This window comes from Luedemannella flava, from assembly GCF_039528515.1.
GTDB lineage: Bacteria > Actinomycetota > Actinomycetes > Mycobacteriales > Micromonosporaceae > Luedemannella > Luedemannella flava.
In genome coordinates this window covers 44,567-67,318 of record NZ_BAAALT010000034.1, presented here as the reverse complement: position 1 = coordinate 67,318, position 22,752 = coordinate 44,567, and the positions used below count along the sequence as shown (strand labels likewise).

The following is a 22,752-nucleotide window of genomic DNA, read 5'->3' as shown; positions in this document are numbered from 1 at the left end:
GTAGGGAGGTGACGGCATGACCCCTCAGGCACGCACCCTCTACCGGAACGGTCGCGTCTACAGCCCCGCCTACCCCAGGGCCACCGCCCTGCTCGTCGCCGACGGTGAGATCACCTGGCTGGGTACGGACGCCGACGCGCCCGCCGCCGACACCGTCGTCGACCTGGACGGCGGCCTCGTCACGCCCGCTTTCGTCGACGCGCACGTCCACGCCACCGACACCGGCATCGCGCTGTCCGGCCTGGACCTGTCCGCCGCCCGCTCGGCGCGCGACGTGCTCGACGCGGTCGCGGCGCACTGCGCCGCGCTGCCCGCCGACGCGGTTGTCGCGGGTCACGGCTGGGACGAGTCCGCGTGGGCGGACAAGGCCCCGCCCACCGCCGACGAGCTGGACCGGGCCGCCGCCGGCCGGATGGTGTACCTGTCGCAGGCGTCGATCCACTCGGCGGTCGCGTCGACGGCGCTGCTCGCGGCCGCCCCACAGGTCACCGTCGCGCCGGGGTACGACGCCTCGGGCTGGCTGCGCCGCGACGCCCACCACGTGGTGCGCGGCATCGCGATGGGTTCGATCACGACCGCGCAGCGGCGCGACGCCCAGGTCGTGGCGCTGCGCACGGCGGCGGCGTACGGGATCGCGGCCGTGCACGAGTGCGGCGGCCCGGGCACGTCCAGCGAGGACGACTTCACCCACGTGCTGTCGCTCGGCGGCGCCGCCAACGGCCTGCCCGAGGTGTACGGGTACTGGGGCGAGCTGATGGGTGCCGCGAAGGCCCGCGAGCTGGGCGCGCTCGGCGCGGGCGGCGACCTCTACGCCGACGGGGCGCTCGGCGCGCGCACCGCGCACGTCACCAGGGCCTACCTCGACGGGTCGGAGGGCGCCTGCGGGCACGCCTACGTGACCGCCGAGCAGGTGCGCGACCACCTCGTCGACTGCGCCCGCCAGAACGCGCAGGGCGGCTTCCACGCGATCGGCGACGCCGCCATCGCCACGGTCGTCGCGGGCTTCACGGCGGCCGCGAAGATCGTGGGCCGCGACCGGCTGCGCGCCGGCCGGCACCGCGTCGAGCACGCCGAGATCATGAACCGGGACCTGATCCGGGGATTCGTCGAGTACGGGATCGTGGCCAGCATGCAGCCGGCGTTCGACCGGCTGTGGGGCGGCGACGACCAGATGTACGCCCTGCGGCTCGGCGTCGACCGGTCCCTGGCGTCCAACCCGATCGGCGCCATGGCCGGCGTCGGCGTGGCCCTGGCGTTCGGCTCGGACTCACCGGTCACGCCGCTGGACCCGTGGGGCACCGTGCGGGCCGCGATGACCCACCACAACCCCGCGCAGCGGATCAGCGCCCGGGCCGCGTTCGCCGCGCACACCCGCGGCGGCTGGCGCGCCGCCCACCTCGACGACGAGGGCATCCTGCAGCCCGGCGCCCCGGCGACGTTCGCCGTCTGGGACGCCACCCCGGGCACCAACGGGCTGCCCGTCCTGATCGCCGCGACGCCCGACGAGCCCACGCCGACCCTGCCGTCGTGCCGGCGCACCGTGCTGCGCGGCGTCACGATCTTCGACGAGAACGACCTTTAAGGAGTACGTGTATGTCCGCCCCGCGCAAGCTCGACCTCGACCCGCGGCTCGTCACCCGGGCGCGCGCCTTGGCCGAGCGTGCGGGGCGACCGGTCGTGGACCTCGCGCGCAGCCACACGACCGTGGCCGTGGAGCGGGCCGTGCTGCGCCTGGCCGGCGTCACGGGCGCCGACCCGGACGGGATCCCCTGGGTGAACCGCCTGGTCGACGCGGTGCGCGCCGACGTGGGGCTCGGACACGGGGTGGCCCTGCCGGTGTGGCACGCGCTCGCGACCGAGGGCCTCGACGACGTGACGCTGCTGGCGCAGAAGGCGGCCGCCGGGTCCGTGCGGTTCGTCGTACCCGAGGGTGTCGGGGAGAGGCGGGCGCCGCGGGCCGCGCGGCGGGCGACCAGCGCGGGCATCCGGCGCATCGACCGCCGCCGCGCGGAGCGCGAGCGGCTGGTCAGGCGCCTCGGCGACCCGCCCCGGCGGCCGTGGATCTACCTGATCGTGGCGACCGGCGACATCTACGAGGACATCCCGCAGGCGCAGGCGGCCGCCCGGGCGGGCGCGGACGTCATCGCGGTGATCCGGTCGACGGGGCAGTCGCTGCTGGACTACGTGCCCGAGGGCGCGACCCGGGAGGGGTTCGCGGGCACCTACGCCACGCAGGAGAACTTCCGGCTCATGCGCGCGGCGCTGGACGAGTCGTCGAAGGAACTCAAGCGCTACGTCCGGCTGACCAACTACGCGTCCGGGCTGTGCATGCCGGAGATCGCGACGCTGGCCGGCCTGGAGCGGCTGGACATGATGCTCAACGACTCCATGTACGGCATCCTGTTCCGCGACATCAACCCCATCCGTACGTTCGTCGACCAGCGGTTCTCCCGGCAGATCCACGCCCGGGCCGGGATCATCATCAACACGGGCGAGGACAACTACCTCACCACCGCCGACGCGGTCGAGGCCGCGCACACGGTGACGGTGTCGCAGCTGCTCAACGAGTACTTCGCGCACGAGGCGGGGCTTGCGGACGCCCAGCTCGGCCTGGGGCACGCGTTCGAGATCAACCCGGACCTGCCGGAGTCGTTCCGCCTCGAACTGGCGCACGCGCTGCTGGCCCGGGAGCTGTTCCCGGACGCGCCGCTGAAGTGGATGCCGCCGACCAAGCACATGACCGGCGACGTGTTCCGAGGCAATCTGCTCGACGGGTTCTTCAACCTGGTCGGCGCCATGACAGGGCAGGGGATCCTGCTGGTCGGCATGATGACCGAGGCCGTGGTCACGCCGTGGCTATCGGATCGCGATATCGCCTTGCAGAACGTCCGGTACGTGCTCAACGCGGCCGGCAACCTGCACGAGGACTTCGTGCCCGCGCCGGGCGGGTTCATCCAGCGGCGCGCCAACCAGGTCCTGGGCGAGGCCGTCGACCTGCTGGACCGCATCGTCAACGACGGCGGGGCCGCGCCGCTGCTGACCGCCATCGCCGACGGCACCTTCGGGATCATGAAGCGACCGGCCGACCGCGGGAAGGGCCTCGACGGCGTCGCGGCCCACGAGAACGACTACTACAACCCGGCGACCGAGATCCTGGAGGCGGCGCAGTGAGCGAGCGTCAGCGAGCGAACCATCGGCTCAGCGGAAAGTCACGCTGGCGCCGGAGCGCAGCGGAGGTGACCGCGTGACGATCATCAGGCCGTACGGCGACACCACCGGGGACGGGATGGTGCAGCTGAGCTTCACCCTGCCGGTGCCGGCGGACAAGCGGGCCGAGGGCGCGGCGCTGCAACTGGCCGCGAAGATGGGCATGGACCCGGCGATGGTCGTGCACGCGAAGCAGATGGGGGAGGGCTACACGTTCTTCGTCGTCTACGGCAAGGTCAACCACCTCGTGGACCTGAGCAGGGTCGTGGTGGCCGAGCGGGACTTCCCGCTGCGCTCCGCCAAGGAGATCAACACACTGATCAAGCAGAAGCTGCGCCGCAAGCTGACCGTGGTGGGCGCCTGCATCGGCGACGACGCGCACACCGTGGGCATCGACGCGATCCTCAACCTCAAGGGGATCGCGGGGGAGAAGGGCCTGGAGTCCTACCGGGAGTTCGCGGTCAGCAACCTCGGCGCCCAGGTGACCGTGCCCGAGCTGGTCAACCGGGCCCGCGCCGAGAAGGCCGACGCGGTGCTGGTCAGCCAGGTGGTCACGCAACGCGACGCGCACCTGCAGAACACGATGGAGATGTCGGCGGCGTTCCGGGAGGCGTTCCCGGCCGGCAGGCGGCCGCTGCTCGTGGTCGGCGGCCCCCGCTTCGACGAGCTGGCCACCGAGGAACTGGGCGTGGACCGCATCTTCGGCCGCGGCACCACCCCGCGCGAGGTCGCGTCCTACCTGGTCGACAAGCTGGTGACGGCATGATCACGGTTACCCATCGCCGGTATGTCCCCTACGCGCACGCGCACTACGCGGGTCAGCTCGTTGACGGCGCCTATTCGCTGGGGCTGTTCGGGGACGTGGCGACGGAGATCTGCATTCAGCTCGACGGCGACGAGGGGCTCTTCGCGTCCTATGCGGACGTGCAGTTCCTCGCCCCCGTCAGGGCGGGCGACGTGCTCGAGATCGCCGGGACGGTGACCCGGATGGGCACTCGCAGCCGCACCATCGACTTCGAGTGCCGGGTCGTCTGCCGGGGCCGGCCCGACCTCGGCGAGTCCGCCGCCGAGGTCCTCGCCGAGCCCGTCGTGGCCGTGCGGGCCACCGGCACGGTCGTGGTGCCGCCGAAGCCGTGACGGTCGCGGTCTGCGCCGACGTCGGCTCCACGTACACCAAGGTCGCCGTCGTCGACCTCGACGCGGGCGCCCTGGTGGCGACCGCCGCGCATCCCACCACGATCGGCACCGACGTGCTGCGCGGCCTCGACGCCGCGATCGCGGCGGCCGGCGCCGCCGACGCGGACGAGGTCCATGTCTGCTCGTCGGCCGGCGGAGGGCTGCGCCTGGCCGTCATCGGCTACGAGCAACGGGTCACCGCCGAGGCCGGGCGACGGGTCGGCCTGACCGCCGGCGCCCGGGTCGTGCACGTGGCGGCGGGCCGCCTCGACCGCGCGGGCCTCACCGCGCTCAGACAGGCGAATCCCGACGTGATCCTGCTGGCCGGGGGTACCGACGGCGGCGACGAGGACGTGCTGCGCCACAACGCCGCGCGGTTGGCGGGCGCCCGGACGCGCGTTCCCGTCGTACTCGCCGGGAACGCCGAGGCGCGCGACGCCGTGGCGGCCCACCTCGGTGAGCACGGCGTGCCCGTGGTCGTGACCGACAACGTCCTGCCGCGCATCGGCGAACTCAACCCACAGCCGGCGCGCGCCGCGATCCGGGAGGTGTTCCTGCGGCACGTCATCGGCGGCAAGGGCCTGTCGCGGGGGCCGCGGTTCGCGTCGCTGGTGCGCGGCGCGACGCCCGACGTGGTGCTCACGGCCGTGGAACTGCTCGCCGACGAGCTGGGTGGCGACCTGCTGGTCGTGGACGTGGGCGGGGCGACCACCGACGTGTACTCGGTGTTGCGGCCCGACGGGGCGACCAGCGCCGACGTGGCCGGCACCCTGTGGCGCGGGCGCACCGTCGAGGGCGACCTGGGCGTGCGGTGGAGCGCCACGGGCGTCCTGGACGCGGCGGTCGCCGAACGCCTGCCGCACGACGCGGCGCTGGCGTCATCGGCCGCGCAGCGGGCGGCCGACCCGTCGCTGCTTTCCGCGGATCACTCCGTTGACCTGCGACTCGCGACCATCGCCGCGACGGTCGCCGCGCGCCGGCACGGGCGCGACCGGGACCTGCGCCGGGTTCGGCTCGTGGTCGGGTCCGGTGGTGTTCTGCGTCACGCCGAGCCGGCGGCTGCCGCCGCCGTGCTCGACGCGATCCTCGCGGACCACGCGGGTGGGTGGCGCGTGCCGACCGCCGCGCGGGTCCTCGTCGATCACGAGTACGTGCTGGCAGCGGCCGGTCTGCTCGCCGGCCCGCACCCGGCGGCGGCCCGGCGCCTGGTGCGCGCGGGGCTGTTGGGGCACTGAAACACGCCAGGGTCGACACGCCGCCAACCTCAAGATCCTTCGACGGAAGTGTTGACAGGTCCCGCACCACAGGTCGTACCGTTCTTGAGTCCTTTTCCGTGGACGACCCTCAGTACGCCTTACGTTCATGCGCCCGCTGGCGTTGCCAAGTCCAGCGGTCGGGGGCGGGCGTGGCGCTACCAGGGCGGTCGTCACGGTGGTGGGCCCTGCGACAGGGTGGAGCAGGGGCCACGCGGCGAGTGGCACCGCCCGGTCAGTAGACAACGACGCGCGACAGGCAGCCAGCCGATCGCGGGTCGGTCCGAAGACCGCGTGCGTGCCCGACCTGCCGAACCGGCCAGGAGGGACCTGGGAGTCGGGGCGCGGCGCGAGCCGCGCCCCTTCCTGCCTGTGAATCACCTATCCTCCCTGGTCGCCCACGATCCGCGTCGGGCACCATGGTCGGATGCTGCTTGAGGCGTCGGTCAGCGACGCGCCCGCCCCCGTGACCGCGCCGCCACCGGCCCGGCCACTGCCCCTGTGGGCGTCGTGCCTGGCCGCCGTGGCGGCCGGCGGAGCGCTGCTGGCGTCGTTCCCCCGGGCGAACCTGTGGTGGCTCGCGCCCGTCGGCGTGGCGCTGCTGGCCGCGGCGACGCACCGGCGCCGGGCCCGGGCCGGCCTGGGCCTCGGCCTGATCACCGGTGCCGCGTTCTTCGTCCCGCTGCTCGCCTGGACCGGCATCAATGTCGGGTCGCTGCCGTGGCTGCTGCTGTCCGGGCTGGAGGCGGCCTACGTCGGCCTGCTGGGCCTCGCGACGGCCCTGGTGAGCCCGGTGGTGGACCGGTGGCGGTGGAGCTGGCCGCTGGTCAGCGGGGCGCTGTGGGTGGCGCAGGAGGCGCTGCGGGACCGGACGCCGTTCGGCGGGTTCCCGTGGGGCCGACTGGCGTTCAGCCAGGCCGACTCGCCGCTGCTGGGCCTGGCCGCACTCGGCGGCGCCCCGCTGGTGACGTTCGGGGTGGGGGTGCTCGGCGGGCTGCTCGTGCTGGCCGCGTGGCGCCCGTTCGCGGTCCGGGGGACCCTCGTGCCGGTCGCCGTGGCGGCGGTGTTCACCGTCGCGCCGCTGGCGATCCCGACCGCCGCGACGTCCGGAGTGCCCACCGCCCGGGTCGCGATCGTGCAGGGCAACGTGCCGCGCCTGGGTCTGGACTTCAACGCCCAGCGCCGGGCCGTCCTCGACAACCACGTCAACGCCACGATCGCGCTGGCCAACCGGGTGGCCATCGGCGCCGAGCCGCAGCCCGACCTGGTCATCTGGCCGGAGAACGCGTCCGACATCGACCCGCTCGCCAACGCCGACGCCCGTCGGCTCATCGACGCGGCGGCGGCGGCGGTCAAGGCCCCCATCCTCGTCGGCGGGCTGCTCAACGGCCCCGGCGAGCACGTACGCAACGTGGGCATCGTGTGGCTGCCCGACGGCGGGCCGCAGACGCCGTACGTCAAGCGGCACCCGGTGCCGTTCGCGGAGTACGTGCCGCTGCGTGACATCGCCCGGAAAGTCACCGACAAGGTCGACCTGGTCCGGTCGGACTTCATCGGCGGTGACCGGGCCGGCGTGATGGCGATGGGCGACGTCACGATCGGCGACGTCATCTGCTTCGAGGTGGCGTACGACTCGATCGTGCGGGACGTGGTCACCGGCGGCGCCCAGCTGATCGTGGTCCAGACCAACAACGCGACCTTCAACGCGGCCGAGGCCGCGCAGCAGCTGGCAATGGTGCGGCTGCGGGCCGTCGAGCACGGACGGTCGGCGCTCATGGCCTCCACAGTGGGAATCTCCGGCTTCGCCGCGCCGGACGGGACGGTGAGCGAAGCGACCGAGTTCAATACTCCCAAAGTGATCACCGCTACGGTTCCGCTGCCGGACGGACGTACCATTGCCACCAGATTCGGGGGACTGCCCGAATTCACTCTCGTCGGCGCGGCGCTTACCATCATCGCCTGCGGGGTAATCATCCGGCGGCGTGCCCGGCGCGCCGAAACGGTGTCTGAAGGGCAGGAAGAGTGACGAAAGCAGCATCGGGTGCCGAGACGTACCCAAACGTCGGCCGGGTGCTCGTCGTCATTCCCACGTACAACGAGGCGGAGAACATCCGCGTCATCACCGACCGGCTCCGCAAGGCCGTCCCGGCCGCCTACGTGCTGGTCGCCGACGACAACAGCCCCGACGGCACCGGCGCCATCGCCGACGAGCTGGCGGCCGCTGACGACCACATCAAGGTGCTGCACCGCGAGGGCAAGCAGGGCCTCGGCGCCGCCTACCTGGCCGGCTTCGCGTGGGCCCGCGAGCACGACTACGACGTCGTCGTGGAGATGGACGCGGACGGCTCGCACGCGCCGGAGGAGCTGCCCAAGCTGCTCGACGCCCTGGCCAACGCCGACCTCGTGCTCGGCTCCCGGTGGGTGCCCGGCGGCAAGGTGGTCAACTGGCCGGCGCACCGGTTCGCCATCTCCCGCATCGGAAATTTCTACGTCCGTACCGCCATCGGCGTCCCGGTCAAGGACATCACGGGTGGTTACCGGGCCTTCCGGATGGCCGTTCTGGACAAGATCGAGCTCGACTCGGTGGCCTCGCAGGGCTACTGCTTCCAGATCGACCTGGCCTGGCGGGCGCTGAAGCAGGGCTTCCGGGTCGTGGAGCTGCCCATCACGTTCGCCGAGCGGGAACGCGGGGCGAGCAAGATGAGCTCCAACATCGTGCGTGAGGCGCTGTGGCGGACGACCATCTGGGGCGTACAGGCCCGCGCCGCCGCCGTGCGCCGCAAGCTCACCGGCCGTCCCGCCGACTGACCGGGGCTGACATGAGCCGCCGTCTGCTGCTCGTCCTTCTTCTGGTGGTCCTGCCGATCGCCGAGATCGCCGTGATCATCGGCGTGGGTAAGGCGATCGGCGTGCCGTGGACCATCGCCCTGCTGCTGGCGAGCTCCGTGGCGGGCGCCTGGCTGCTGCGCCGCGAGGGCGTCCGGGCCTGGCGCGCCTTCCGCGACGAGGCGGCCGCCGGCCGCCCGCCGGGCAACGCGGCCACCGACGGCCTGCTCGTCCTCGTGGGCGGCCTGCTCATGGTCCTGCCGGGCTTCATCACCGACGTGATCGGGCTGCTGATGGTGGCGCCGCCGACGCGCCGGCTGAGCCGTGGCTTCGTGCTGCGCGTGGTGGACCGTCGGATGGGTTCCCAGGCCCGGGCGAACCTGTTCGGCCCGCGCAAGGTGCGGGTGCGCTACGGCCCCGCCCAGCGCAACCCGGCGCCGTCACCGCCGCCCCCACCACCGACGACGCCGCCCCCGGCCATCGAGGGCGAGATCGTCGACCGGCCCGATTAGACACGAAAACGTGGCGGCACCCGGCATCGGGGCCGCCACGGCTCGTGGTGGACGTCAGGCGGTGCGGCCGCGCCGCACGCGGACCTCTTCGAGACGCTCGTTCAGGATGTCCTCAAGCTCGGACATGCTCCGACGCTCCAGCAGCATGTCCCAGTGGGTGCGCGGCGGCTTGGCCTTCTTGGCCTCCGGCTCGCTGCCGTCGACGAGGCGCGCCACGGTGCCGTCGAACTTGCACTCCCAGGTCGTCGGCACCTCGGCGTCGACCGCGAAGGGCACCTCGAACTGGTGGCCGCGGGCACACAGGAACTCACGGGTCTGGCGCGGGGCCAACTCCGTGTTGCGGTCGGATTCGTAGCTGACGGCGCCGAGACGACTACCGCGCAGCATGCGCTCGCCCATGATCGGTTCGTTCCCTCCGGACTCGGAATGCTCCAACGGCATCCGTTGGATCCAACGACGCGGCCAGTCTGACGATTCCCGTACCAGCCAACATCAGAATCTCCAACGTACCCATCGAGCGTATCCGGCAACCGGGTGATCACCCACCTCAAGATTCGTGAGGGAGGCCTGGTTCGTCCCGTTTTAGCGTGATCAACATTGAGCGTCAGATCAGAGACAGTGCGACACTTCGCCTGTGATCGAAGAGGTTCCGCTGGACGACATCCTGGATCTGCGCTGGCGGGTGCTCCGGCCGGGCCAGCCGCGCGACTCGGCCATGTTCGCCGAGGACCGCCGGCCCGGCTCGTTCCACCTGGCCTACCGCGACGAGGCCGGCGACGTCGTGTCCTGCGTCACGTTCATCCCGCAGGACCTGGACGGGCAGCCCGCGTGGCGCTTCCGGGGGATGGCCACCGACGAGGCACAGCGCGGCCGAGGGCTCGGCAGCGAGGTGCTGGCCGCCGGCCTCGCCGGCGTCGCGGCCCGCGGCGGCGGCCTGGTCTGGTGCAACGCGCGGGTGAGCGCCCTGGAGTTCTACCGCCGGCACGGCTTCGCCCAGCGCGGTGAGATCTTCGACATCCCGAACATCGGGCCGCACGTGGTGCTGACCCGGCACGTGGATTAATCGCTGGGCGCCGCGACCGGGCGGGGCTAGCATGGTCAGCGCCCTGCCGTCGTTGAGGGGAGCGGGCCGTTGCTGATCTGAGGCCGCACACACCGCGCCGACCTGTGTCGCGCGTGCCGCCGTCCGATCCGCACCCCCTGCGAGGCCCTCATGCAGCACGCCATTGTCGTCAACGACCTCCATTTCACCTGGCCCGACGGGCAGCGCCTGTTCGACGAGCTGACCTTCGCGGTCGGCCCGGGCCGCACCGGCCTCGTCGGCACCAACGGATCCGGCAAGTCCACCCTGCTGCGCCTCGTCGCCGGCGCGCTGCGCCCGGCCCGCGGCCACGTGCAGGTCGCCGGCACGATCGGGTACCTGCGCCAGGACCTCACCCTCGACCCCGGCCTGCCGGTGGCCGAGGTGCTCGGCATCGCCGCCACGCGGCGCGCGCTGCACGCCATCGAGGCCGGCCACGGCACCGACGACGACTTCGCCGCGGTCGGCGACGACTGGGACGTGGACGAGCGCGCCCGGGCGGCCCTGGACCGCCTCGGGCTCGCCCACATCGGACTCGACCGGCGCGTCGGGGAGGTCTCCGGCGGCGAGGCGATGCTGCTGGGCCTCGCCGCGTACGTGCTGAACCCGCCCGGCGTGCTGCTGCTCGACGAGCCCACCAACAACCTGGACCTCGACGCGCGCACGCGCCTGTCCGACGTGGTGGCCGCCTGGCCCGGCGTCCTCGTGGTCGTCAGCCACGACCGGGAGCTGCTGGAGCGGGTCGACCAGATCGCCGAGTTGCGCGACGGCGGCCTGCGCTTCTACGGCGGCGCGTTCAGCGACTACGAGGCGGCCGTGGCCGCCGAGCAGGAGACCGCCCTGCGGCTGGTCCGCGCCGCCGAGGGCGACGTGCGCCGCCAGCAGCGCGACCTCATCGAGGCCCGGATGAAGGCCGACCGACGCGCCAGCCAGGGACGGCGCCAGCAGCTCGCGGGCGGCATCCCGAAGATCGTCGCGGGCGCGCTCCAACGGCAGGCGCAGCAGAGCGCCGGCCGGCAGCGCACCCTGCACGGCGAGAAGCTCGACGAGGCGCGCGTACGGCTGACCGAGGCCGAGGACGCGGTGCGCGACGACGACACGATCCGCGTCGACCTGCCGCACACGGCCGTGCCGGCCGGCCGGACCGTCCTCACGGTGCGCGACGCGGTGCTGCGCAACGGCGCCCGGGTCGACCTCGACGTGCGCGGGCCGGAGCGGATCGCCCTGCTCGGCCCCAACGGTGCCGGCAAGACGACCCTGCTGGAGACCATTGTGGGCACGCTGACCCCGACCGCGGGCACCGTGACCCCGGCGGTGCCGCTGCGCTACCTGCCGCAACGCCTCGACCTGCTCGACCCGACGGCCACCATCGCGACGAACGCCGAGCGGCTGGCGCCGTCGGCGACCACCAACGAGATCCGCGCGGCGCTGGCCCGGTTCCTGTTCCGGGGCGGACGCGCGGACCAGACCGTCGGTACGCTCTCCGGCGGGGAACGGTTCCGGGCGACGCTCGCGTCGCTGCTGCTGGCCCAGCCGGCCCCGCAGTTGCTCCTGCTCGACGAGCCGACCAACAACCTCGACCTGGCCAGCGTCGAACAGCTCGCCCAGGCGCTCGCCGCCTACCGGGGCGCGCTCATCGTGTCCAGTCACGACCTGCCGTTCCTGCGCACCGCCGGGATCACGCGCTGGCTGCGGCTCGACGGCGACATCACGGAGGTGGACCCCCGGTGACGAGTTTGTACCCGGACATCGACGCTTATGCGGACGGCATGCTCGATGTCGGCGACGGCAACCTCGTGTACTGGGAGACCGTCGGCAACCCCGACGGAAAGCCGGCCGTGGTGCTGCACGGCGGTCCGGGGTCGGGCTGCAACCCGTGGTGGCGGCGGTTCTTCGACCCGGCCGCCTACCGCGTCGTCCTGTTCGACCAGCGCGGGTGCGGGCGCAGCACCCCGCACGCCAGCGACCCGACCACCGACCTGTCCACCAACACCACCGCGCACCTGGTCGCCGACATGGAACGGCTGCGCACCCACCTGGGCATCGAGAAGTGGCTGGTGTTCGGCGGCTCGTGGGGCTCCGCGCTCGGCCAGGCGTACGCCATGGCGCACCCCGAGCGCGTGAGCGAGATGGTGCTGTTCAGCGTCGTGGAGGGCACCCACCGCGAGGTCGAGTGGATCACCCGTGCGATGGGCCGGATCTTCCCCGAGGAGTGGGCGCGGTTCCGCGACGGCGTGCCCACGGCCGACCGGGACGGCAACCTCGCCGACGCGTACGCCAGGCTGCTCGAGAGCCCGGACCCGGCGGTGCGGGAGCAGGCCGCGATCGACTGGTGCGAGTGGGAGGACACGCACGTCGCCACCGCGGGGCCGCGCAAGCACGACAAGCGCTATCGCGACCCGGTGTTCCGGATGGCCTTCGCCCGCCTGGTCACCCACTACTGGCGGCACGCCTGCTGGATGGACGGGCAGCTGCCGGCCGGGGCGCACCGGTTCGCCGGCATCCCGGGCGTGCTCGTGCACGGTCGACGCGACATCAGCTCACCCATCGAGGCACCCTGGCGCCTGGCCCTGGAATGGCCGGACGCCGAGCTGTTCATCATCGAGGGCGCCGGCCACGGGGCGGGGTTCACGGACATGACCACGGCGCTGGTCGCCGCGACCGACCGGTTCGCCGCCCGCCGGTGACACGCCTTTGTACGCTGCGCGGACGGCCAACCGCGTGCTCTACCTCGTCCGCCACGGCGACTACGCGGACGACGCCCTGACCAGGGTCGGCGAGAAGTGCCGCCGCGCGAGGATCTCACCGACGAGAACGCCGCGTTCTTCGCGGGGTTCCCGCCCGAGGTCATCGCCGAGAGCCGCGCGCAGGCCGCGGCGCCTACGATGTGAGCACGTCCATTGTCGGACCGGCAAGGAGGTCAGGTGCGCGCACCCCTGATGATCGCCGTCGCGCAGCCGGTGACAGTCGCCCACGACGTGGCCGGCAACGCCGGCCGGCACGCCGACGCGGTGCGGGCCGCGAACGCGCGGGTCGTGGTGTTCCCCGAACTGTCGCTCACGGGCTACGAACTGGCGGCGGACAGCATCGCGCCGGACGATCCGAGCCTTGCCCCCATTGTGGACTCCTGCGCGGCGACGGGCTCGTTGGCGCTGGTCGGCGCCCCGATCGACGGGCCGCACATCGCGTTCCTGGCCGTCGACGGGGCGGGCGTCACGGTCGCCTACCGCAAGCTGTGGCTCGGCGACGAGGAGGCCCGCCGGTTCGTGCCGGGCCCGGCGCCCGTCGCGATCGAGGTCGACAGCTGGCGGCTGGGCCTGGGCATCTGCAAGGACACCGGGGTCGCGCAGCACGCGAAGGACACGGCCGCCCTCGGCATCGACGCGTACGTGGCCGGCGTCGTCAAGCACGACCACGAGGCCGACGTGCTGGAGGAACGTGCCGCCCGGATCGCGGCCGAGCACGGCGTGTGGGTGGCGATCGCGAGCTGCGCGGGCCCGACCGGCGGCGGCTTCGACCGCACGGCGGGCGGGTCCAGCATCCGTACGCCGGCCGGGGTCGTCGTGGCCCGCGCCGGCATCGAGCCCGGCGACCTCGTCACGGGGGCGTTGTCGTGACGGACCGCCTGGTGCTGTGGGACATCGACCGGACCCTCATCAAGACCGGCGGCGTGACCGTCGACATCTTCCGGGCCGCGTTCCGCGAGGTCACCGGCGAGGACCTGACACACCTGCCGGACCTCGGCGGCCGAACCGACCACGACCTGATCACGGAGGCGCTCACCGCGCAGGGCATCGCGCCCGACGAGGCGCTGATCCGTCAGTTCTTCGTGGCGCTGACCGAGGGCCTCAGAAGCCGCCGGGACGACATCGTCGCCTCCGGCTGCGTGCTGCCCGGCGCGGGCGCGGCGCTGGCGGCGTTCGCCGAGGTGCCGAAGCTGGTCCAGTCGGTGGTGACGGGCAACGTGCGCGAGACGGCGTACGAGAAGCTGTCGATGTTCGGGCTGACCGACCGGATCGACTTCGCGGTCGGCGGCTACGGCTGCGACGACGGCCGCCGCGCGACGCTCGTGCGGTTGGCGGTCGAGCGGGCGTCGCAGGCTTACGGGCGCGGGTACGCCGGCGACCGGGTGATCGTCATCGGGGACACGCCGCACGACATCGTCGGCGCGCACGCGAACGGCGTTCGCGCGATCGGCGTCGCCACGGGCCGCTCGACGACCGACGACCTCGTGGCGGCCGGCGCCGACATGGTGCTCGCGTCGCTCGTGGACACGGACGCGGTGCTACGCGCCGCCCTCGGCACCTGACCGCGACCGGTGTGCCTGCCGCGCGCAGAGCCACCCGAGCACGAGGACCATCCCGTACATCGTGAGCAGCAGGCCGACCGGCAGCGCGCCGCCGCCCGGCACGTCCCCGGCCAGCTGCGGGTGCACGAGGCCCTCCGGGTCCGCCACGACCGTCACCCGATCGCCGACCGTCAGGCTGTCGCCGGCCTCCAGCCGACCCGCCAACGTGCGCCCCGCGGGATCGGCCAGTGTGAACAGCAGCCGTCCGTCGTCGACGGCGGGCGTCTCGTCGGCAGCCACGATGGTGGCGCTGACCTCGACGCCGCGCACGCCGAGCAGCGCGTCGGGCACGAGGAACAGGGCGGACAGTGTGGCCAGGAACGACACGACGAGCAGCGACACCCGCAGGACCGACATGACGTGCCAGTCGAGCGCCAGGGACACGGCGACGAACGCGACCGCCCAGGAGGCGGCGACGGCACCGGCGACCCAGCCGAACGGCGCGGCCGTCAGCGCCATCGAGCCGGCCACGGCCATGGCCACCGCGTACACGACACCGAGCAGGAGCACGTCACGCCAGATCCGAGCGTGACGGCGCGGGGCTATCTCGACGACTGCCACATCTCAGGTATACCGACCATCGGGCGGCTGCGCATCGGCCGGCCGGGCGCTCGTCCGTCGACGACGGCCGATGACGGCGAGGCGCGCCACGCCGACCGTCCACGCGACGGCGACGAGGGCGAACCCGCTCGATGGTGGTGACCACCCCGGGAGTACCGACCAGGTGCGCCCTGGTGAGCCGCACCGACGACCCTAACGGTGGGACGGCCGGTGCGACGAACCACGATGAACAGCCCGGGCAGAACCGCTTTGACCGGCGTGGGCAGCATGGCGAGGACCTTCAGCCTGCCGGCCACCGCAGGATGTCGGGCCGCTCGGGGTCGGTGTTGTCGATGACCACGTCGGCGTGCCCGCGCGGGTCGGCCTCCGCCCGGTACAACTCCTGCCCCGGCAGGTAGCGCGCCTGGTAGCGCTCGCGCGTCGCCGCCGGCCCGCCGAACAGCCCGGCGTCGCGCAGCAACGCCCGACGCACCGACTCCTCGGGCGCAATGTCCAGGTAGACGGCGAGATCCCAGTGCCCGCGCAGCTCCGGTCGCAGCAGGAACACGCCCTCGAACAGCAGCACCCCGCCCGCCGGCGCCACCCGGGCAGGCGCGTCGACGGGCGCGTCGCGGCGGTGGTCGAACACCTGCGGCCGGTACCACCGCTCACCGTCCGCGCCCAACGGCGTCAACACCTCATCGAGTACGGACTGGTAGTCGAACGAGTCGCGGTAGTAACCCTCGGGGGACAGGTCGCCCCGGCGCCGCCGCTCGGCGCGCGGCCGATGGAAACCGTCGATGCTGACCCGGACCGGCTCGCGCACCCCGGCCAGCACCCGGGCCAGGTCGGCGGCGAGGGTGGTCTTGCCCGCGGCGTCCGGCCCGTCCACGGCGACCCGCAGCACCGCGCCGGGCCGCCGCGTCGCGATCAGGTCGACCAGCCGGGCGAGCAGGTCGTCGCGGGTCACCCGTCGACGAACTCGGCCCGCACCCGCATAAGGGCGAAGCCGAGCAGGTTGAGGCCGGGCCACCGGGCCGGGTCGAACGCGCGCCCGTCGCTGGCGGCGAGTCCGATGCCCCAGATCCGGTCCTGCGGGCTGGCCTCGACGAGCACCCGGCCACGCGTGCCCACCAGGTACGCCAGCAGTTCGGGGTGCTGGCCGAACTTGGCCCGGTTGCCCGCGACGACGATGTCGGACCGGTGCTCGCGCCAGGTCGCGTCGTCGAACCTCGCAACCTGACGGCCGAGGGCCTTGGCGGCGCCGGGGGAGGCGGCCGCGACGATCCGCGCGGCAGTCTCCTTGTCGCCGAACAGGCGCGCCTTCTCGGCCATCATGTAGTGCTCGGCGGTGGCGTAGCGGACCCCGTCGACGTCGAACGGCGCCGCGTCCCACCACTGGCTCAGGCAGCCCTTCCCGATCCGACCGTCGGCCTCGGGCCGGTGGCCCCAGAAGTGCAGGTAGGTCACCGCGGCGCCGGCCGCGACCAGGTCGCGCAGCTCGTCAACGGTGTAGGGCAGGGAAGTGGGCATCCCAGCAGCGTGCCAGACCCCACCGACATTGTTAACGTGCCCCCGGCTACCGGAAAGGACCAGGAGAGTGAAAAAGTACATCCTCTTCGATCATGACGGCGTTCTGGTGGATACCGAGGTCTGGTACTACAAAGCGGGGGAACGCGCCCTGGCGGACATCGGTGTGACCCTGGACCAGGACCGGTATCTCCGGGACATGAGCCAGGGCTCGGGCACCTGGGCCCAGGCCAGGGCGGCAGGCGTTGACGAACAGACCATCAGCAGGCAGCGCGAGGTTCGCAACGATTACTATCAGGAGTACCTGAGAACAGAAGCCATTGAGATTGACGGCGTTGTCGAGACCCTTGCCGAACTGTCACAGCACGTCCGTATGGCTATCGTGACGACCGCGAAGCGTGCGGATTTCGAAATTATCCACGAGAAGCGCCACGTCAGACAGTACATGGACTTCGTCCTTGTCCGCGAGGACTACCGGCTCGCGAAACCGCACCCGGAACCGTATCTGACCGGCTTGAGGCGCCTCGGCGCCAGCAGAGAAGAGACGCTCGTCGTCGAGGATTCATCCAGAGGGCTCAACTCAGCCGTAGCTGCCGGCATCGACTGCGCCATTGTCCACAACGACTTCACAAGAACACAGGACTTCTCGCGGGCCAGCTATCGCATCGAAACCCTGGCCGAATTGAAGGACATCATCCTAAACCGACTCTGACGCGAACACCTCGATCGCGTCCAGGTGTCCGGGCTGCAGGCCGCGCGCGGCCCTCGGCCGGATGAGCAGCCGGCGACCAGGCAGCATGAGGTCGCACCACGGCCCCTCGTCCGGAACGGCCGTGTCGTCGGTCCAGATCAGCGCCCGGCCCTCGTCGGAGATCACCGCCTGGGCGGCGGCGAGCTTCGCCGCGTCGCCCGCCATGCCCGCGCGGGGCCGCCCGGTGAGCGCCCGGGCCAACGGCGGCAGGCCGAACAGCCGCTCCACCTGGTCGGCGTCCGGGCACCAGGTGGAACACCAGCGCACCTCGGCCACACCCGTGCGGTGGATCTCCCGGATGCGCCGGATCAGTGCGGGAGCCCAGCGCATCGGCCACGCCTCGCCCATGGACACGGCCATGCCGCGCCGCGGCGCGGCGCCCCAGCCCGGGCGTTGGACGTTGAGTACTCCGTCGACGTCGAGCAGCCACACCGGCGGTTCCACAGCGCTCACCTCCCTCGGGCTACAGTCCGGACGTGTACTGGATCGGCGGCGGCAGCGGGGCCGGTAAGTCGACCGTCGCACGCCGCCTGGCGGCCCGGCACGGGCTGCGCGTCTACGATACTGACGCCGCGATGGCCGGCCACGCCGCCCGCAGCACGCCGCAGACGTGCCCGTACCTGCATGAATTCGCGGGCATGACGATGGACGAGCGGTGGGCGGACCGGTCGCCGCAGGTGATGCTGGAGACCTTCCACTGGTACCGCGGCGAGGGGTTCGACCTCATCGTCGAGGACCTGAGCGCGCTGCCCGTACCAGGGCTTTGATGTCTTAGGTGTGAACGGGCAGTGGGCCTCGGACCTGCCGTGGAACGCGGACGACGAAGCGGCACTCGCGGAATGGGGCCGCGTTCACCAACCCCATCCTGCTTACCTGACGCGGACCCGGTTGTCGTCGTCGGCCAGGTCGGCGAGCAGGACGCGGTCGTCGGTCGTGACATACAGCCGACTGCCACGGGCGGCGAAGGGACGGAACAGCGGGACCTGCTCGCCGCCCGGCTCGACGAACACCGCCTGATCGACATACTCCACCGAGGTACCGGCCAGACGGCAACTCGCGAGGCGCATGTGGTCGTCGTACTCGCCTACGAACACGACGTCGCGACCATGAACCATCACCGACCTCGCGCCACGCACAGGCGTGGGCGCGTACGCCGTCGCCCGACCGCCCTCGATCTTCACCAGCGGAAACTCGGTGTAGTAACAGATCCACGTGGTGCGGGCGTCGACGTTGAGCGCGTAACAGTCGGCGATGTAATCCGCTCCGGACGGCGGTTCGTACTGCCACAGCTGTTGCCCGTCCGCGCTGAACCGGACCAGCCCGGACCTGCCGATGCCACTGTTTCCATCGCCGAAGACGCCTTCGTCGAAGTACGCGACCCAGATGGCGCCGGCCGCGTCGACGGCGACATGTTCGATCCCATCGCCGAGGCAGAACGACCGGCGCTGCCGGCCGGTCGGGTCGTAGACGTAGGCGTTGTCGTCCCACTCGCCGTTCCCACGCCGGTCGCTCCGGCTATAGATGACAAGCGTCTCGTTGCCGGGCAGCAGTGCGAGATGCGGGTACGCCACACCGTAGGGACGCATCGCGGTTCGCTGCCAGTCGTTGCCGTCGAAGAGGAACAGGGCAGCCGACGAGACGTCACCGCGCCGCACGGCGACCGCGGCCAGCTGCCCATCGAAGGACGCCGTCACCGCGACGATCTCCTCGTCGGCCACGAGCGGTGGCAGGACACATAGTTCCCTCATTTGGATCATCCGCACCGCACGGTCTTACCAGGAACGGACCCGGCCGGTCATCCGGGTTTGCGGGCCTCGATGAGGAAGCGTTGGGAGTGGGCCACGAACGGCCAGTCCCGCTCGATCCGCTCGTGCAGCGCCCGCAACGGGTCGCGATACCGCGCCACGGTGAACTCCCGGACCGATCCCGCGGGTCCGCCGGGGCCATCATGATCAGAGCGTACGGCCGGGTCAGGCCCCACGACATCCGGCCAAAGTCGAACCCGAGGTGTAGACCTTCGGCCCGCCGCCACCGACCTCGGCTCGTAGCGGCGTTACAGCCGCTCCAGCAATCTGTTCCACAACGAATGGCGCGGAAAGGAAGTGAGAAACGATGAGCGACATCCGAACGAACACCCCGAGCGTGCTCGACAACCCGGCGATCCCCGTGCAGGCCAAGCTCGCGGCAGCCTGGACCAGCTTCATGTTCCTCTACATCTACGTCGACTACTTCCACCTCTACAAGCCCGGCGCCGTCGACGAAATCCGGGGTGGCGTCATCTTTGAGTTCGACATCAGCCCGACGTTATTGACCATTTTCCTCGCGGCCGTGGCGATCCCGGCGCTGATGGTGATGCTCTCCATGACGCTGCCCGCCCGGGTGAACCGCGCCGCGAACCTCGTCGTTGCGTTGGTCTACATCCCCTTCTCGGTGTTCAACGCGGTAGGGGAGTCCTGGGCCTGGGCCTCCTTCTACGGCCTCTCCATCGGAATCGAGGTGCTGATCCTGGCCCTCATCCTGCGGTACGCGTGGGGATTCCGTCCGGACATCGCACGCGCCGTATCCTCCCGCGAATCGGTGTCGGCGCGCTGAACCGATCCGCTCGTCCGACATCGGCGCATGGTTGCGCCGGTGGGGTGGGCGGGCCGCGTGTGTCCCCGGCCCGCCCACCCCGGTCCGTTACGGGCTGGTGCAGGTCAGCGTCGGGGTCGACGCCGTGCCGTTGCCGATGAAGCCGAACGTGGTCGTGGCGCTAGCACCGAGCGAGCCGTTCCACGTCGCGTTCTTCACCGTCACCGCGGAGCCGCTCGTGGTGAGGGTGCCGCTCCACAGCTGGGCGATCGTCTGGCCGCTGGCCAGCGTCCAGCGCACCGTCCAGCCGTTGATGGCCGCCGAGCCCGCCTTGACGGTGACCTCACCCTGGAAGCCGCCCTGCCACGAGTTGACCGTCCGGTACGTGGCGCTGCACGCGCCCGTCGAGCCGGTCGGCCCGGAGCTGGTCGGCACGGAACTCGTCGGCAGCGAGCTGGTCGGCACCGAACTCGTCGGGACGGAGCTCGTGGGCGCCGAGCTGGTCGGCGGGTTCGACGTCGCCGGTCCGGAGGTCGAGCCGCTCAGCGTCGGCGTCGTCCAGTCGACCCACTGCGACAGTGAGCCCTGCGCGTTGCTGGCGATCCGGAACACGCCGGCGTCGTTGCCCGTCTTGAGCAGGAACCGCTTGAGGAACTTCTGCAGCGGGTCCCTCCACTCGCTGCGGACCGCGCAGTGGTTGCCGTCGGAGACGGCCGACCAGTACGTGATGGCGTCGCCCACGCCGAGGGCCTTGTAGACCTCGGCGCCGGCCAGGGCCGACACGCTGCCGGACTTCGCGCCGAGCCACGCGATGCTCGGATTCTCCATGATGAGCAGCCCGCGCGGCGCCACCATGGCGACCAGCGAGTGCTGGTCGATCGGGAGCGCGTTCGGGTTGCCGGTGAACGAGCTGAACGCGTCCCCGAGCCACGGCTGCTCCGAGTACGCGCTGCTCAGCGGCTGGGCACCGCTCTCGGTGGCGATGGAGCGCATGGCCGGCACGCCACCGCTGCCCGACTCGATCGGCATGGTCAGCGCGATGCGCTGGTCGAACGCGCCGATCGCGAACGCGCCCTTGCCGTAGCGGGAGCAGCCCGTGACGCCGAGCCCGTCCGCCTTGATGATGCTGCCGCCGGACTGCTCGATGACGTCGATGATCCGGCTCACGCCCCAGGCCCAGGCGGCGAGGATCCCGGTGCCGCTCGTGGCGCCGTAGATGCTGTAGAACGCGCCCTGCTTGTTGGTGCGCCCGGTGCCCTCCTTGCCGACAGCGAGCGGGTCGTAGTTGATGACCGCGACGCCCGCGGCCCTGATGGTGGCCGTGTCCGCGCCGAGCCCGCCGACGACGAAGACGGCCGGGAACGGTCCGGTGCCGCCGGGCAGCGAGACGCTGGCCGAGAAGCTGGCGCTGCGACCCTGGTCCGACACGTTGACGGTGATGTTGGTGCTGGAGACGGTGCCGGTGACGCTGGCCGGCTTCGCGGGCTTCGTGCCGTACACGAACCGCTCCGCCAGTTTCTTGATCTCCTCACGGCGGCAGCGCCAGTCGGACCTGGTGGAGATGCGCGTGCCGTCGATCCGCTTGAACGGATCGGGCAGCTTCGCATTGGATGTGGTCGAGCTGGGCACGTTGACCGCGCAGTCGGCACCCTCGTCCTCAACGCCGGCGACGGCGGCGCCGGCGGTCGTGCTGGTAGAGATGACCGCGGCCGCTCCCACGACCGCGAGCGCCGACACCGTCACCGCGATGACGGTCGACCGGATCCTTGAGCGGCCCGAGCTTATGGTCACAAGGACTCCTTCCCACCGAGTGTTGGCGCGACAAGCCGAAATCGATGATCACGGATGTCTAGTACTACCAGCGTCAATTTCGATCTTGGATAAAATCAACCAGTACGCCGAAACGTTTCGCGACCTTTCGCTAACCATTCCTGGAGGCCTCGCACGGTGGCCGGCGCCACCCCCGTAGGGACCCTGCCCACACCGGGAAACCCCGAGGACGAAACTGTCGGCCAACATCAGGAATCGAAATTTTCCGATACTCAAGTCAGCACATCAGATGGGAAGTTGCGGTGATGTCGCGCCCGGGGCGGGCCGGGGAGTGGCTGGCCGGAGTAGGCCAACGGTCGGACAATTACCGGCGTTATCGCAGGGCCGAGTTCCCTGCGTACCTGTCCGAACGTTGGCGGCGACCTGGTTCGGCGCGGACAGCCTCCGCGATGAAGACGAACTCCCTGCCGGGGCGGTCCGGCGCCTCCCGTACGTCGAGGACGCGGTAGCCGGTGTCGGCGAGGCTCGACTCGACCTCGTCACGGTCGCGGAACCGCAGTGTCGAGTCCGACGTGACGATCGCACCGTCGGCCAGGAACCGGTACGTGTGCCGGAAGGAGACGAGCGGCAGGCTGACGTCGGTGACCTCCCGGCGCTGCTCCACCGGCCCGACGCCCGGAACGTCGAGGACGACGGGGCCCACGTCGACCGCCCACTCCTCCCACGCGCGGCGCTCGGGTCGTCGGGTCTCGAAGACGAGACGACCGTCGGGACGAAGGGCGGCGTGGATGCCCCGCAGGGCCCGCACCCAGTCCGCGTCGGTCAGGAAGACCTGGGCCACGTTCCCGGTCATCGTCGCCAGGTCGGCCGCGAGCCCCGGCACCGCCGTGGCGTCGCCGGTAATCCACCGAACCCGGCCGGCCCCGTCCTTGCTCCCCGCGACCTTGAGCGACTCCTCGGCCGGGTCGACGCCCACGACCGCGTAGCCGTGTCCGGCGAGTAGGATCGCCAGGGAACCCGTGCCGCAGCCGATGTCAAGGACCGAATTCGCGCCCAGCTCCCGGGCGATCGCGAGGTAGGCGGCCAGGTCGTCACGGCTGCCGTCGAAGGCGTCGTAGACCCGCGCGAGCAGCGGGTGAGCGAAGATCGCGTCCGGCATGCACTGACCATAGTAAGAACCACCCGCT

24 protein-coding genes and 1 pseudogene are annotated in these 22,752 nt (G+C 71.7%); 17 read left to right on the top strand and 8 right to left on the bottom strand.

The window, feature by feature from the left end:
* The first annotated feature begins 16 nt into the window (after positions 1–16).
* From ABD211_RS07165 to ABD211_RS07130, 8 genes are all read left to right on the top strand, one after another.
* On the top strand, positions 17–1,582 hold the full coding sequence (locus ABD211_RS07165) for an amidohydrolase (protein WP_344127531.1): 1,566 nt from the start codon (positions 17–19) through the stop codon (positions 1,580–1,582).
* A gap of 11 nt (positions 1,583–1,593) precedes the next feature.
* On the top strand, positions 1,594–3,171 hold the full coding sequence (kamD, locus tag ABD211_RS07160; RefSeq protein ID WP_344127529.1) for a lysine 5,6-aminomutase subunit alpha: 1,578 nt from the start codon (positions 1,594–1,596) through the stop codon (positions 3,169–3,171).
* A 73-nt stretch (positions 3,172–3,244) separates the two neighbouring features.
* Positions 3,245–3,973 carry a lysine 5,6-aminomutase subunit beta gene (gene kamE / locus ABD211_RS07155; protein ID WP_344127527.1) on the top strand — a complete coding sequence of 243 codons (729 nt, stop codon included), beginning with the start codon at positions 3,245–3,247 and terminating at the stop codon, positions 3,971–3,973.
* On the top strand, positions 3,970–4,344 hold the full coding sequence (gene kal / locus ABD211_RS07150) for a 3-aminobutyryl-CoA ammonia lyase (RefSeq protein ID WP_344127525.1): 375 nt from the start codon (positions 3,970–3,972) through the stop codon (positions 4,342–4,344). The genes kamE and kal overlap by 4 nt, the downstream gene beginning before the upstream one ends.
* The gene (locus tag ABD211_RS07145) at positions 4,341–5,618 is read left to right on the top strand and encodes a glutamate mutase L (protein WP_344127523.1); all 1,278 of its coding nucleotides are present in this window, start codon (positions 4,341–4,343) and stop codon (positions 5,616–5,618) included. Before kal ends, ABD211_RS07145 begins: the two co-directional genes overlap by 4 nt.
* Before the next feature lie 445 nt (positions 5,619–6,063).
* Positions 6,064–7,662, top strand: coding sequence for an apolipoprotein N-acyltransferase (gene lnt, locus ABD211_RS07140; protein WP_344127521.1), 1,599 nt, complete (start codon positions 6,064–6,066; stop codon positions 7,660–7,662).
* Positions 7,659–8,444 carry a polyprenol monophosphomannose synthase gene (locus ABD211_RS07135; protein ID WP_344127519.1) on the top strand — a complete coding sequence of 262 codons (786 nt, stop codon included), beginning with the start codon at positions 7,659–7,661 and terminating at the stop codon, positions 8,442–8,444. Before lnt ends, ABD211_RS07135 begins: the two co-directional genes overlap by 4 nt.
* 11 nt (positions 8,445–8,455) lie before the next feature.
* Positions 8,456–8,974: an FxsA family protein gene (locus ABD211_RS07130; protein WP_344127517.1), complete on the top strand. Its 519-nt coding sequence runs from the start codon at positions 8,456–8,458 to the stop codon at positions 8,972–8,974.
* A 54-nt stretch (positions 8,975–9,028) separates the two neighbouring features.
* On the opposite strand, the gene ABD211_RS07125 is transcribed toward ABD211_RS07130, so the two are convergent.
* On the bottom strand, positions 9,029–9,373 hold the full coding sequence (locus tag ABD211_RS07125) for an RNA polymerase-binding protein RbpA (RefSeq protein ID WP_344127515.1): 345 nt from the start codon (positions 9,371–9,373) through the stop codon (positions 9,029–9,031).
* Positions 9,374–9,608: 235 nt separating this feature from the next.
* Here ABD211_RS07125 and ABD211_RS07120 point away from each other — a divergent pair, with 235 nt between their 5' ends.
* The 5 genes from ABD211_RS07120 (at position 9,609) to ABD211_RS07100 (ending at position 14,364) form a co-directional block, all read left to right on the top strand.
* The gene (locus tag ABD211_RS07120) at positions 9,609–10,037 is read left to right on the top strand and encodes a GNAT family N-acetyltransferase (protein WP_344127513.1); all 429 of its coding nucleotides are present in this window, start codon (positions 9,609–9,611) and stop codon (positions 10,035–10,037) included.
* A 150-nt stretch (positions 10,038–10,187) separates the two neighbouring features.
* Positions 10,188–11,786, top strand: a complete 1,599-nt coding sequence (locus ABD211_RS07115; protein WP_344127511.1) for an ABC-F family ATP-binding cassette domain-containing protein — start codon at positions 10,188–10,190, stop codon at positions 11,784–11,786.
* Positions 11,783–12,742, top strand: coding sequence for a prolyl aminopeptidase (pip, locus tag ABD211_RS07110; RefSeq protein ID WP_344127508.1), 960 nt, complete (start codon positions 11,783–11,785; stop codon positions 12,740–12,742). Before ABD211_RS07115 ends, pip begins: the two co-directional genes overlap by 4 nt.
* Positions 12,743–12,979: 237 nt before the next feature.
* Positions 12,980–13,672, top strand: coding sequence for a carbon-nitrogen hydrolase family protein (locus tag ABD211_RS07105; protein ID WP_344127506.1), 693 nt, complete (start codon positions 12,980–12,982; stop codon positions 13,670–13,672).
* Positions 13,669–14,364 (top strand): HAD family hydrolase, encoded by a 696-nt coding sequence (locus ABD211_RS07100; RefSeq protein ID WP_344127504.1) that lies wholly within the window; start codon positions 13,669–13,671, stop codon positions 14,362–14,364. The genes ABD211_RS07105 and ABD211_RS07100 overlap by 4 nt, the downstream gene beginning before the upstream one ends.
* Here the strand turns inward: ABD211_RS07100 and ABD211_RS07095 are convergent.
* The 3 genes from ABD211_RS07095 to ybiA all read right to left on the bottom strand — a co-directional run bounded on the left by ABD211_RS07095 (position 14,341) and on the right by ybiA (position 16,476).
* On the bottom strand, positions 14,341–14,964 hold the full coding sequence (locus ABD211_RS07095) for a hypothetical protein (RefSeq protein ID WP_344127502.1): 624 nt from the start codon (positions 14,962–14,964) through the stop codon (positions 14,341–14,343). The two genes, ABD211_RS07100 and ABD211_RS07095, sit on opposite strands and share 24 nt — an antisense overlap.
* A 280-nt stretch (positions 14,965–15,244) precedes the next feature.
* Positions 15,245–15,913, bottom strand: coding sequence for a nucleoside/nucleotide kinase family protein (locus ABD211_RS07090; protein WP_344127499.1), 669 nt, complete (start codon positions 15,911–15,913; stop codon positions 15,245–15,247).
* The gene (ybiA, locus tag ABD211_RS07085) at positions 15,910–16,476 is read right to left on the bottom strand and encodes a riboflavin biosynthesis intermediates N-glycosidase (RefSeq protein WP_344127496.1); all 567 of its coding nucleotides are present in this window, start codon (positions 16,474–16,476) and stop codon (positions 15,910–15,912) included. Before ybiA ends, ABD211_RS07090 begins: the two co-directional genes overlap by 4 nt.
* A gap of 67 nt (positions 16,477–16,543) precedes the next feature.
* On the opposite strand from ybiA, the gene ABD211_RS07080 reads away from it, so the two are divergent.
* Positions 16,544–17,185 carry an HAD family hydrolase gene (locus ABD211_RS07080; RefSeq protein WP_344127493.1) on the top strand — a complete coding sequence of 214 codons (642 nt, stop codon included), beginning with the start codon at positions 16,544–16,546 and terminating at the stop codon, positions 17,183–17,185.
* On the opposite strand, the gene ABD211_RS07075 is transcribed toward ABD211_RS07080, so the two are convergent.
* Complete coding sequence (locus ABD211_RS07075) at positions 17,171–17,677, bottom strand: HAD domain-containing protein (protein ID WP_344127491.1); 507 nt, start codon at positions 17,675–17,677, stop codon at positions 17,171–17,173. The two genes, ABD211_RS07080 and ABD211_RS07075, sit on opposite strands and share 15 nt — an antisense overlap.
* 23 nt (positions 17,678–17,700) lie before the next feature.
* Here ABD211_RS07075 and ABD211_RS07070 point away from each other — a divergent pair, with 23 nt between their 5' ends.
* Positions 17,701–17,991 carry an AAA family ATPase gene (locus tag ABD211_RS07070; RefSeq protein ID WP_344127488.1) on the top strand — a complete coding sequence of 97 codons (291 nt, stop codon included), beginning with the start codon at positions 17,701–17,703 and terminating at the stop codon, positions 17,989–17,991.
* Positions 17,975–18,073, top strand: a pseudogene (locus ABD211_RS07065) (CehA/McbA family metallohydrolase); the annotation flags it as partial. The gene ABD211_RS07070 and the pseudogene ABD211_RS07065, both read left to right, overlap by 17 nt.
* A gap of 20 nt (positions 18,074–18,093) precedes the next feature.
* Here the strand turns inward: ABD211_RS07065 and ABD211_RS07060 are convergent.
* On the bottom strand, positions 18,094–18,972 hold the full coding sequence (locus ABD211_RS07060) for a hypothetical protein (RefSeq protein WP_344127485.1): 879 nt from the start codon (positions 18,970–18,972) through the stop codon (positions 18,094–18,096).
* A gap of 394 nt (positions 18,973–19,366) precedes the next feature.
* Here ABD211_RS07060 and ABD211_RS07055 point away from each other — a divergent pair, with 394 nt between their 5' ends.
* Positions 19,367–19,816: a DUF6326 family protein gene (locus tag ABD211_RS07055; protein ID WP_344127483.1), complete on the top strand. Its 450-nt coding sequence runs from the start codon at positions 19,367–19,369 to the stop codon at positions 19,814–19,816.
* An 87-nt stretch (positions 19,817–19,903) separates the two neighbouring features.
* On the opposite strand, the gene ABD211_RS07050 is transcribed toward ABD211_RS07055, so the two are convergent.
* Together ABD211_RS07050 and ABD211_RS07045 are read right to left on the bottom strand one after the other, a co-directional pair.
* Positions 19,904–21,586, bottom strand: a complete 1,683-nt coding sequence (locus tag ABD211_RS07050) for a glucuronyl esterase domain-containing protein (protein ID WP_344127481.1) — start codon at positions 21,584–21,586, stop codon at positions 19,904–19,906.
* A gap of 352 nt (positions 21,587–21,938) precedes the next feature.
* Entirely contained in the window at positions 21,939–22,724 is a 786-nt protein-coding gene (locus ABD211_RS07045) for a class I SAM-dependent methyltransferase (RefSeq protein WP_344127479.1), read from the bottom strand.
* Between the last annotated feature and the right edge of the window lie 28 nt (positions 22,725–22,752).

Excerpts from the sequence above, each read along its gene's own strand:
- ABD211_RS07165 (WP_344127531.1), top strand. The coding sequence starts at position 17 with ATGACCCCTCAGGCACGCACCCTCTACCGGAACGGTCGCGTCTACAGC.
- kamD (WP_344127529.1), top strand. The coding sequence starts at position 1,594 with ATGTCCGCCCCGCGCAAGCTCGACCTCGACCCGCGGCTCGTCACCCGG.
- kal (WP_344127525.1), top strand. The coding sequence starts at position 3,970 with ATGATCACGGTTACCCATCGCCGGTATGTCCCCTACGCGCACGCGCAC.
- lnt (WP_344127521.1), top strand. The coding sequence starts at position 6,064 with ATGCTGCTTGAGGCGTCGGTCAGCGACGCGCCCGCCCCCGTGACCGCG.
- ABD211_RS07130 (WP_344127517.1), top strand. The coding sequence starts at position 8,456 with ATGAGCCGCCGTCTGCTGCTCGTCCTTCTTCTGGTGGTCCTGCCGATC.
- ABD211_RS07125 (WP_344127515.1), bottom strand. The coding sequence starts at position 9,373 with ATGGGCGAGCGCATGCTGCGCGGTAGTCGTCTCGGCGCCGTCAGCTAC.
- ABD211_RS07115 (WP_344127511.1), top strand. The coding sequence starts at position 10,188 with ATGCAGCACGCCATTGTCGTCAACGACCTCCATTTCACCTGGCCCGAC.
- ybiA (WP_344127496.1), bottom strand. The coding sequence starts at position 16,476 with ATGCCCACTTCCCTGCCCTACACCGTTGACGAGCTGCGCGACCTGGTC.
- ABD211_RS07060 (WP_344127485.1), bottom strand. The coding sequence starts at position 18,972 with ATGAGGGAACTATGTGTCCTGCCACCGCTCGTGGCCGACGAGGAGATC.
- ABD211_RS07045 (WP_344127479.1), bottom strand. The coding sequence starts at position 22,724 with ATGCCGGACGCGATCTTCGCTCACCCGCTGCTCGCGCGGGTCTACGAC.